This is a genomic window from Microbulbifer okhotskensis (assembly GCF_023895975.1).
In the GTDB taxonomy this organism is placed as follows: Bacteria; Pseudomonadota; Gammaproteobacteria; order Pseudomonadales; family Cellvibrionaceae; genus Microbulbifer; species Microbulbifer okhotskensis.
In genome coordinates this window covers 1-11,740 of sequence record NZ_JALBWM010000119.1, presented here as the reverse complement: position 1 = coordinate 11,740, position 11,740 = coordinate 1, and the positions used below count along the sequence as shown (strand labels likewise).

General features: G+C 43.6%; 6 protein-coding genes. 2 read left to right on the top strand and 4 right to left on the bottom strand.

All coding sequences use genetic code 11. The annotated features are described in order from the left end of the window. Positions 1-836: 836 nt before the first annotated feature. On the top strand, positions 837-3,881 hold the full coding sequence (locus tag MO867_RS18290; RefSeq protein ID WP_252471860.1) for a thrombospondin type 3 repeat-containing protein: 3,045 nt from the start codon (positions 837-839) through the stop codon (positions 3,879-3,881). Positions 3,882-5,366: 1,485 nt separating this feature from the next. On the opposite strand, the gene MO867_RS18285 is transcribed toward MO867_RS18290, so the two are convergent. The 4 genes from MO867_RS18285 to MO867_RS18270 form a co-directional block, all read right to left on the bottom strand. Beyond that, positions 5,367-6,389, bottom strand: coding sequence for a hypothetical protein (locus MO867_RS18285; RefSeq protein WP_252471858.1), 1,023 nt, complete (start codon positions 6,387-6,389; stop codon positions 5,367-5,369). 39 nt (positions 6,390-6,428) lie between these two features. Next, entirely contained in the window at positions 6,429-7,454 is a 1,026-nt protein-coding gene (locus MO867_RS18280; protein ID WP_252471856.1) for a hypothetical protein, read from the bottom strand. Positions 7,455-7,554: 100 nt separating this feature from the next. After that, on the bottom strand, positions 7,555-8,577 hold the full coding sequence (locus MO867_RS18275; protein WP_252471854.1) for a hypothetical protein: 1,023 nt from the start codon (positions 8,575-8,577) through the stop codon (positions 7,555-7,557). 116 nt (positions 8,578-8,693) lie between these two features. Continuing rightward, positions 8,694-9,782: a hypothetical protein gene (locus tag MO867_RS18270; protein WP_252471852.1), complete on the bottom strand. Its 1,089-nt coding sequence runs from the start codon at positions 9,780-9,782 to the stop codon at positions 8,694-8,696. Positions 9,783-10,708: 926 nt separating this feature from the next. Here MO867_RS18270 and MO867_RS18265 point away from each other — a divergent pair. Next, on the top strand, positions 10,709-11,551 hold the full coding sequence (locus MO867_RS18265; protein WP_252471850.1) for a right-handed parallel beta-helix repeat-containing protein: 843 nt from the start codon (positions 10,709-10,711) through the stop codon (positions 11,549-11,551). Positions 11,552-11,740: the final 189 nt, after the last annotated feature.

The window sequence follows — 11,740 nt, the reverse complement described above, 5'->3', positions numbered from 1 at the left end:
AAACTGTTGGGTTATAAAACCCCTAAACAGATAATGGGAGAATATACGGCTGCTGTAGCAGCCTAAAGGGTGATGCACTTCAGAGCTGAATGCAGGAATCTTAATAAACCAAAGCTGTTCCAACAAACTCCAAAAGAGGCAGCAGCCCCCCACACTATCAATTCAGATGCAATGCTGTGAGAGGTCAAGGAATAGCCCCAAGATGTTTGGATTTATAGGAGGATCACAAAACTTACAACCGCTTTTGGGAGTGGAATAATTTTCACACTTCCGTTTACCACAATGATGGTGAGCGTGCTTTGGGTTGAGCAAATGATGACCTCCCTGAACTATAAATAGACCCGATAAATGTTTCTGATCTTTACCATATTCCAGGCTCGGCTTCACCAGATGGAACACAATTTACCATTTTCTTATATTTGAATATTCTTGACTACCTGCGCAGCACTTCAAATACAGGGAAATCCAGCCACCTCAGAGTTGGCTTTGGAACAGCCCTACAAAATTTCAAGCAAGCCAAAAACGACCATCAAATAACCTGACAAATTATTTATTCCTATATTTTTAATGGCGCAATTTTTCTTTTATTAATTACACGCCTTATCACCCAGAAATTATCCCGCCAAAATTTAGTAAACCATCACACTTTCAATGAGAAAGAACGCATAGTTACAACACTCATAACCGGTTATGCGCCAACCTTCAGAATTAGAAAACGCAAAACCAAAAAAATTAAATCTATCTATAAACAAACCGGAACCTAAATACGCCAGCGTAAGTGATCTATTTGCAGGCGCATTTTTTAGGTCTTCCGCCCTTATCCGATAGATAACAAAATGGATTTTGTTCGGGAGATTATGACCATGCGTCAACCCTCACTGATTGCGGTAGTGTTTTCACTGGTACTCTTAAGTGCCTGTGGCTCCGATGGAGGCAGAGGCGATGCCGCCGATGATCTGCTCCCCGGTGCAAATATTACAGACACCGATGGCGACGGTATCGATGACACTGATGACAACTGCCCCAATATCAGCAATACCAACCAGGATGATCTGGACGGCGATGACATTGGCGACGCCTGCGATATTGACGGCGATGGGGACTCCCATCCAGACACCTCCGATAACTGCCCGCAAACAGCCAATTCCGATCAGGCCGACAGTGACAGCGACGGCATTGGCAACGCTTGTGATTCAGATCTGGATGGTGACAACGTCTCCAACGACTCCGATAACTGTCCCGCCGATTCAAATAACGAGCAGGGGGATATTGACGGCGACGGTGTTGGCGATGCCTGCGACAACGACCGCGACGGAGACAACTACACAGACACTCTCGATAATTGCCCCGACACCTCCAATTCCAGCCAATCCGATCAGGATAATGACGGCATTGGCGACGCCTGTGACCAGGACAGTGATACCGATGACGACGGTCACGACGATGGCTCAGATAATTGCCCGCTAATCGATAATCCAGACCAAATCGATACCGATAGTGACGGCACTGGCGATGCCTGCGACGGCGATGACGACGGAGATGGCGTAGATGACACCATAGACAATTGCCCCACCGAGGCGAATTCCTCACAAACCGATCAGGATGGCGATGGTATTGGCGATGCCTGTGATGCCGATGCGGACAGTGATGGTGTTAATAACGATGATGACAATTGCCCATCCACTCATAACCCCAACCAGGTCGATAACGACGATGATGGCATTGGCGATGCCTGTGACACCGACGATGACAATGACTCTATCAATGATGATGTCGACAACTGTCCCAGCCATAGTAATGCCGATCAAAGTGACCGAGACGAAGACGGCATCGGCGACATCTGTGATAACGATCAGGATGGCGATGGTGTTGATAACGAAGGGGACAACTGCCCGGCTACCACCAATTCGGATCAAAGTGATATCGACGGCGATGGCCAGGGTGATAGCTGTGATGGCGACGACGATGGCGATGGCATCAACGATCAAAATGACAACTGTCCAGCAATTGCCAACGACGATCAAACTGATAGCGACAGTGACGGTACTGGAGATGCCTGCGACAGTGATCGCGACGGTGATGGGGTCGCAAATGACAATGATAACTGTCCCCTGGAGCCCAACCCGGATCAAACAGACACCGACGGAGATGGGTATGGGGATGCCTGCGATGACAACACCGATGTCGATGGTGACTTGATCCCGGATAGTGCTGACAACTGCGTATTCGTTCCCAATACAGACCAGCTTGACCAGGATGGTGACGGTATCGGCGATGCCTGCGATGGCGATTTGGATGGGGATGGTGTCAACAACACTAGCGATAACTGCCCCTCAATCCCCAACGAGGATCAACTCGACAGTGACGGTGACGGTGACGGTGATATCTGCGATAGCGACGATGACAATGATGGCATTGACGATCTAAGTGATAACTGCCCCACCACTGCCAATGTCGACCAAACAGACACTGACGGCGATTCTCTGGGTGACCCCTGCGATGTGGACCTAGACGGTGACGGCATACTCAATGAGTCAGATAACTGCCCCTACGTCAGCAACACTCAACAGGAAGACAGCGATTACGATGGTATCGGCGACGCCTGTGACGGCGACAATGACAATGACGGCGTGGATAACACCTACGATAACTGCCCGGATACTGCCAACAACGATCAGTCGGATATCGATCAAGACGGTATTGGCGATGTCTGTGACAGTGACCGGGATGGAGACACTATTCCCGATACCTCTGATAACTGTCCGGCAATTCCAAATAACGATCAGGGAGATCAAGACGGCGACGGTCTCGGTGATGCCTGTGACGACGACAGTGATACCGACGACGATGGGCACGACGATGGAGAAGATAACTGCCCAGCCATCCCCAACCCGGATCAAGCGGACCAGGACAACGATGACATTGGTGACGAATGCGACAGCGATGCCGATGGCGATGGCTTTGATAACACCGATGACAATTGCCCACTAACCGCCAACGATCAAACTGATAGTGACGGCGATGGTATCGGCGATGCCTGTGATGAAGATCTGGACGGTGACGGCATTAATGACGATGTCGATAACTGCCCAATGAATCCAAATCCAGGACAGGAGGATGGAGATAATGACGGTGCCGGCGATGTCTGCGATAACGACCGCGACGATGACGGCTTTGACGATGACTTCGACAACTGCCCGTCGATTCCAAATCCAAACCAAACTGATACCGATGGTGATGGAGCGGGAGATCTTTGTGACACAGACCTAGACGGTGACGGGGTAGAAAACGATCTCGATAACTGTCCACAAGCGTCCAATCCAAATCAGGAAGATTCTGATCACGATGGCATCGGCGATGCTTGTGATCAGCAGTCTGGGCTTACTTGCGCAGCATTTGAAGATCTGGAGATTGTAAATGGTGTTGATGCAGAGCTGACCTACGGCATCGCGTACCCCTGCGATGGATGTACCATCACCGCAGTTGAACGGGTTTTTAATGGTGTACTCTCAGATGCAGCCCGAATGGAAGTCGTCAGCGGTGCGGGCGGATCTACCCATATCCAAATTAACCACCATGCCATTAAGGAAGGGCGCCATGTGGTCGGATTCTTGGTAGAGCACACTACACCACTGATCGATATTATTTACCTGAATACCATCAATATCAGTACTTACCTGGATGGTACCCCCACAGGGGAATCCACAAGCGGATATCAACTTGCCCCCTTTAAGGTTAACGGAGCGCGCAATCACCGCTTGCTCTTGGCAACCACCAATAATGATTTTAATCAGGTTAGGATTTCATTGAGTGGCCTAAGTTTTACCAACAACTCATTAGATGTCTATCTCGCCTGCTCGAAAGCTGTCGGGATACCTTAATTTAACCCAGGCACAAAAGCCCCGCATATGCGGGGCTTTTTATTTTTGCCATAACTTAAATAAAGGGACAAATGGGATTTCCAAATACAATCACTTGATAAGCAGACCTGCATTCAACTCCGATGTGCATCGCCGTTTAGGACGCTAAGGTAACCGCATATTCTTCCAATACCTGCTTAGGATTTTCCAAAATTCAATTCACGGCTACATTTTTCCCATTGACCTACAGTCATTACATATACCAGTCAGACAAAATGGGCCCATCAGCAATAATCTATTGAATAATACTGTAAAACCCAACTTTCAATACCTATCTTATGTTCTGACAACAATCGGCCATATGACACTGATACTATCCATGCCACTCAGCGACAGTATCGCAATAAGGCTACACACAAAAATGAGTCAGGTTCACTTGGGGATTAGCATGCATTATTTATTGTTATTAGTATCTGCCATCGTGCTCAACATGCTGTCAGATATTTTTCGTGTTAAGAAAACCCCAAAAATGTACCCAGATAATATCTATTATCACATTTTTCACTATCGCCAACTCCTACAACCGACTCATATTCCATCTGAGATGTGCCCTAGTTGGATTTGGCACCGGCTGTTACTCATCTATTGGGCACATGGTCATGTTGCGCCATTTTGACACACCTGAAGTCATCAAGACTCACTGATCACTTCAAGGGAAGATCGACAGCCCCCTATCGCGTTAAAAGCTATTTAAACTGTATGACAGCACTGTCTCACGACAAAAACCTGCCTCCTCAACATACTTTCGACTGGCATCAACTATGCATTAATCATGCAGACGAGTATCGGAAATATACATGGTATTTTGAGACCAACAATCACTCTATTTTGCTCACAAATGAACCTGTTCGCTTTAGGGCTTAACGTTAGTTATATAGTGGAAATATTTATTTTTCGGGGATGGTTAGCTCTGAACAGCTGCCTACATATAGAATCCTATTGACACTTCTGTTACCCTCATCTTAATCCTCTATATATACAACTATAAGAGCCAAGCTATTTTAATCACAACCCTCTATCTATGCTGCTATATAACGAGATTCCTAACTCCATCATCCTGTAGTTTTGCCATGCTGAAATTAAGGGTGGCCACGGTATGGCCTCTACGCTACTTACCTTCTCTTTTGCATGTGGCCTGCAATTTACAGTTTCATCCAGGGGTATATGGAAATACCAGTATCACAATTTTTCCCGATATCAATAGCGGCTTCATTTAGCGCATTTCTTATACTATCCCTGCTTCTAAGGGACAAAAAATTCTAATGTGAACTCAGCATAAAAACGTATGATACACTTGCATACCAGCTAGCAAACAGATCCCCCTTCTGAAATTAGGCCAACCTTCTCTACAGGCTGCTAAGGCTAACCCAATCAGCGTGATCGGATAGGTAACCAATAAGACACACAAAATTCCCCCCTGAAGAAACCTGGCAAAGTGAAGGTGAATTACTGTAAACCCAGCACGTCGTTATTATTGCCGTACTGTCTTGCTACAGCCTGATTGTTAAGCGTTGTTTGACTAAGAGTCAATTGATTGGTATCACCATTTTGTAACGCAATCGCAGTATTAAAACTCTCAAGCTGCACAATTAAGGAATTATTAAGCAAGCCACTAAATTGGAGGGTTTCAGCAAAATTAAACCCACCACTTTGTGCAGTTTCAGCCGTATTCAACCCCCCAAGCTGCTCTGTTAATGCAGTATTAACATCGCCAATTTGTAAATGTATGACTTCTAAGCTAGTGCCATTTTGAATGATCAAACTATCATGTCCAAAGTTCTCCTGTTCTGTTTCTATGAAGTTATTATTCCCTTCTTGAAAGGCAAAAGAACTTGATCCAGATGCTGAGTTTTGCATAATAAACACCGTCATTGAATTCCCCACTTGAACACCCAGCGCAATATTCTCACCCCCTGAATCCTGATCCATAAGAAAATTCAGATTTTCGCCTACCTGGACCATTATTGCCATATTCGCAAAACTATTAGATTGAGAAATAAAACCATTATTTGAGCTTCCAAGTTGAGTAACACTTGCAGAATCATTGACACTATCTGCCTGAATTACAGACACATCATGACCTATACCTCCTTGTAAGATAAAAACATAATCATCTTCCGTATCAGCCTGAAGCGTGTTGGCTGAAATCCCCTCCCCAAATTGATTTTCTATAGAAATCGTAGATATTGCCGCCATCTGGACAGAATCCGCATTAAGATTACTTCCCACTTGCCTTTGAATTATTGTACTAAATTCTGTTGAAGACTCTTGTTGAGCAACTGCCTGGTTAGCCTCTCCAACCTGAAGCTGTATAATGGTACTACCATTAACTGTTGGGTCGCTCTGCTCACCTGTCGCATAATTCTCACTACCAATTTGAGTAACCTGATAGGTATTATCGACTGCTACTGTTACCGTACCGATTGTTGCCAATAAAAAACCGGCAATAAGAGAGTCACACTTAATCATCGTACATTCCTTTAGTTAAAAAGTTGATTAACTAGATTTTTACTGAAGCCCTAACACGGTATTGTTATCACCAAACTGAGTAGATGTAGCAAAGTTACCCGCAGTAGTTTGGCTTAGACGCGTTGAATTCGTATCCCCAGTTTGTAGCGCAATGGCCGTATTGAATGCATCCAACTGCACTAGTACAGACTCATTAAGCAAGCCACTAAACTGGAGGGTTTCGGCATGATTAAACCCGGTACTCTGCACAGTTTCAGCAGTATTTAACCCACCAAACTGTTCCGTATATGCGGTATTAAAAGTACCTATTTGCTCATGTACAACCTCAAGACTGGTCCCATTCTGAAGAATAAAGCTATCTTGGCCTAATCCTTCCTGACTGGATTGAACAAAATTATTGTTCCCACCTGCCTGAATAGCTACTGAGTTAGACCCTATGGATGAGTTCTGTTCGATAAACATCGTAAGGGAATTACCAGCTTGAAGGGCAATAGCTGTATTGAGCGAACTCGAGTCCTGGCTAATAAGAAAATTCAGATTCTCACCCGTTTGCACCGCTACTCCTACATTGCCAACACCATCTCTTTGTGAAGTAAACCCCATATTATTGACCCCAAACTGGGTCACACTTGCAGCATTGTCAACGCCATCAGTTTGAGAGACGAGTATTGAGTTAGCAGACCCCACCTGTAAAATATAACTTGAGTTACCTTCCGTACTAAATTGCTCGGAACTACCAAAGTTATTTTCTCCATATTGATCAATGACAGAAGTGGTAAAAATTGCCCCCTCCTGCTGACCTCCCGATGAATTAGAATTTCCGATCTGGCGCTGGACAACAGAGCTAAATATCGTAAAGCCCTGCTGTGTTGCCTCAGCATCATTATTATTACCAATTTGAATTTGGATAATTGTACTTCCAACTACTGAAGCATCGCTCTGATCACCAGAAGCCGTATTACCACTACCGATCTGTGTGAGTTCATAAGTATTATCAGCCGCTAAAGCAACCGTACTAACCAGAAATATAATAACACTTACGCCAAAAGGTCTGTACTTATTCATGTAAGACTCCTTTAAGATAACTATTACAGGACATATGATTAACGTGAGATAGCCCCCTTAAGTTACTTAGGGGACTTAACCCGCCAAAATATCAATAAAGCTATTGGAGCCCTAATACCGTATTGTTATCACCAAATTGCGCCGAAGTGGCAAAATTACCAACCGTGGTTTGACTCAAGGTTACTTGATTACTATCTCCAGTTTGCGCTGCAACGGCAACATTGAATGCCTCCAGCTGTACAACAAGCGCCGTATTGAGAAGACCACTAAATTGTAAAATCTCAGAAGTACTGAAGTCGCCACTTTGGGCCAGTTCAGCAAAATTTAGACCTCCAAACTGCTGTATATAGCCACTACTGAAATTACCAATCTGAAGCTGTATACCCTCCAGGCTGGTACCATCCTGAAAGCCCACACTTACATTCCCCACATTTTCCTGTTCACTGATAAAAAAGTTATTGTTGTTATTTTGATCAACAAGAGAATATGAGTCAAAGGCAGAAATCTGACTGATAGAAGCGTTTAGCACATTACCAATTTGCAAAACAATCCCGGTATTTCCTGCGCCGCTATCCTGGATAATCAGGGAGTTAAGATTACCCCCAGCCTGAAAAGTGGTCGCAGAACTGCCAAAACTGGAATTCTGAGTAATTGCACTATTATTGGAATCACCTATTAATGTGGCAGTAGCAGAATCAAATGCACTATTATCTTGCGATATAGATACGTCGTGATTATCGCCAATCTCATTCACGTTAATCGTACTACCCAATACATTTAGCTGGAAAATAAGCCCCCCGTTATTATCACCAATTTGTGATACAAAAATAGAAGATAGAACGGCAGCGCTTTGGTAGACCTCCATGAAATTACTGTCACCTACCTGCGCCTCGATAATGCTACTAAATTCTGTAAATAACTGCTGCCCGGCAGTAATTTCATTATTATTTCCAATCTGAGTCTGGCCAATTAAACTATTGGTTACTGTTGGATCACTTTGTTCACCGGTAGCCATATTGCCAGAACCAGCTTGAAAAACGTTATAGGTATTGTCAGCAGCAAAACTGGCAGCACTTGCCATAGCAACTAAAATGCTAACTCCAATAGGTCTATACGCGCTCATAGATTACTCCTTAAATATATATCTGAACCTCGCCTGGAGGACCATTACTTAAAATCTACACTAGAATATGTTTTGCCCTGCCAAAAAATTGACAGAATTTATTTTTCAACCATAAATTACTGCAACCCTAATACGACGTTGTTATCACCCACTTGAGTGGCGCTGGCGGTATTATAGATAGTGGTTTGACTGAGGGTCACTTGGTTGGAGTTACCCAACTGAGAGGTATTACCTGTGTTAAAACTCGCCAACTGGGCAACTACAGAGGTATTACCAGAGCCACCTAGCTGCGTAATGCTTGCACTATTAAACCCACCAGTTTGGGCAGTTTCTGCCGTGTTTGAACTACCAAATTGCTTGGTGTGGGACACACTAAACTCGCCCGCCTGCAACACTTCCGCACTATTCATATTACCAAATTGCAGTGAATAAGCTTCGTTATAAAACCCAACCTGAGAATGCTTTGCATATAGATTTTCACCATCCTGGTCAATTTCGCCATGATGCCCAAGAGATTGCTGAGATATTTCAGCATTGTTGTTATTGCCTGCCTGAGCGACTAGTCCGGATGAGTCTAATGCGAGAACTTGGACCACACTTGAATCATGAGAACTTCCGTACTGTTCCGTTGAGGCTGTATTTCCAGCACTCATATTCTGAACAATCAAGGAGCCTTGACCGTCACCCTCCTGATAAACTGAAGCTGAATCTCCCAAGCTGGAGTTCTGAATTACCGATGCATCGTTTGAACTACCGCTTTGTACAATTAAACTGAAATCTCCCAAAGTATTTGCCTGAATTACCGACGCATCATGACTATCACCAATTTGAATAACTAATACTGCGCTAACTTCAGCAAAGTCCTGCATAGTACCAGCAGAATTATTACCACCAAATTGCTCAATTAAGGTACTTGATAATATCGAAGCACTCTGGCTTGACTGTATGTAGTTACTGTCACCCACTTGGGTTTGCTGTATTAAACTAAAAGAAGTAAATAAGTTTTGCTCGGCTTCAACTTCATTATCGTCGCCGACCTGAATTTGAACCACGGTATTCTCTATTGCCGACGGATCACTTTGTTCCGAAGTGGCCGAATTGCCTGATCCCACTTGAATAACGTCATAGCTGTTATCTGCGGCGAAGGATACGGAACCGATCATAGTAAGAAAAACAGTTGCTGCGATAGGTCTGTACTTGCTCATCTAATACTCCTTAAAGATGACATGTCCAGCTCGAAAGCTTTTACTACGGAATTTTCAAGAAAACAGCATCAGTGAGTATGACAAGTATTGAATTTGCGGCACATAGTATGCGCCACATAGGAGGGGGCGGTGACAGCTGATTGACTATATCCATAAGCCAAACCCAAACTACTTCGCATATAAATAACAATATTGCGATACTTCTTGAGTGGAAATATGATGCTAACCACAGTATTACCGAAAAACGTGGCCACCTCTATGGGAGATTAGTTGTAATGGTGTGAGAAGAAAGTATCTTATGTTTATAGAGCTGCTGTTCTTAAGGAAAAGGACCTGCCTCAACAACAAAAGGACAGGGAAAAATTTATACTGACATGCACCCAGTTAACAAACTTATGAGCCTCACTGTTTATATAAAAATACTACCTTATAGAATCAGACAGGCATCTGATTGCCAGCCTCCCATTGGCTTAAGGTAGCAAGTAGAGTAATCCAGACTCAGGCACCAATAAACCCCTTCAAAACAGCTTGGATCTGCTGCGTAATAAATATTGCCAACCCATAGTTCAGTAAAGCTGCCGGAAACCCGGTTGGGATTAACCAAGCTTCCATTTCTACATTAGTAACAATCAAGTAATCATTCTATCTGTCACCATCTATTGTGATACCCCCACCGCCATTATTGGTCACCCGATTTTGAACAAACGACACTTCAATTACAATTCAGTCACCACCATTGTCTTCACGAAATAATACGCAAAAAAAATGCTTTATTGCCACTAATTTTGTCGGATCTTCAGCTTAATAGACTTAATGAATTTCAGTGTCAGATTGAGAATATCCCCTCATTGCCCCAAGGCTTACAGGCCTATAAATTTTAAGTGCTCTTACTGTTCTATCAATTTACATTGTCATGGACAACCAATATGAAATCAGTAACAAATAATGCCTTTCTTACCACGCTCGCCACAATCGTGGGCATTTGTTGCCTTTCTACATCGAATAAAATATTCGCTGTTGATTGTTACGATACTATAACCACCCCTGTCACCCTGAATCAGGATCTTTCATGTGACACTTCATCTACACCGGCCCTTATAATAAGTGGACCAAGCGGCTCCCTTAACCTGAATGGTCATAGCGTGAATTGTGACGCGCTTGTTGGGACTGGCATCTTTTTGGATGGAACGGCCGCCTCCGTATATAACGGTGAAGTGTTTAATTGCCAAAATGGTATACAACCAGATGGAAATGGATTTCACAACATTCAAAACATATCCACCTACTCCAATACTTATGGAATATACCTTACCGGAAATAACAATTCGATAACCCAGACTACTATTTTTAAAAATAGCCTGGCCATATATGTAATAGGGGATAACAACAGCATCCTCTTTAATGATATCAACAACAACTCTGGCACTGGAATCTTTATCGACAGTAACACCACCACAAAGAATGAAAATACATTAGTATCGCAAAACACAATTTATCAAAACAGCTTTAGTGGCATCTTAATCGGACAATCCAACAGCAACCTTATTGTACAAAATCGTATATATGAAAATGGCACAGCTGGCATTGGAATTGATACTGGCGGTATTGTACTAATCAACCTTAATCAGTCAAACAATAGAATTATAGGGAATTCGGTCATAGATAATGTTATCTATGACCTCATCGATGAAAATGTTGATGCATGTTCATCCAGTAACATATGGTCCGGTAATATATTTGGAAGTGCAAGCCCCTCTTGCTTAGACTAAAGCATCCTGTCCTGCTGGATACGTTTGGTCTTTTCCAGACATCATAGCTGAAGAGGGGCAATAAATTAAATATAATTGCCGCCTCTCTTCACCGACAAGGCATTTAACAAATCCACCCCAAGAATAATACAACTTGCATTCAACTCTGAAGTGCATCACCCTTTAGGCTGCTGCAGCAGCCGTATATTC

Excerpts from the sequence above, each read along its gene's own strand:
- MO867_RS18290 (WP_252471860.1), top strand. The coding sequence starts at position 837 with ATGGATTTTGTTCGGGAGATTATGACCATGCGTCAACCCTCACTGATT.
- MO867_RS18285 (WP_252471858.1), bottom strand. The coding sequence starts at position 6,389 with ATGATTAAGTGTGACTCTCTTATTGCCGGTTTTTTATTGGCAACAATC.
- MO867_RS18280 (WP_252471856.1), bottom strand. The coding sequence starts at position 7,454 with ATGAATAAGTACAGACCTTTTGGCGTAAGTGTTATTATATTTCTGGTT.
- MO867_RS18275 (WP_252471854.1), bottom strand. The coding sequence starts at position 8,577 with ATGAGCGCGTATAGACCTATTGGAGTTAGCATTTTAGTTGCTATGGCA.
- MO867_RS18270 (WP_252471852.1), bottom strand. The coding sequence starts at position 9,782 with ATGAGCAAGTACAGACCTATCGCAGCAACTGTTTTTCTTACTATGATC.
- MO867_RS18265 (WP_252471850.1), top strand. The coding sequence starts at position 10,709 with ATGAAATCAGTAACAAATAATGCCTTTCTTACCACGCTCGCCACAATC.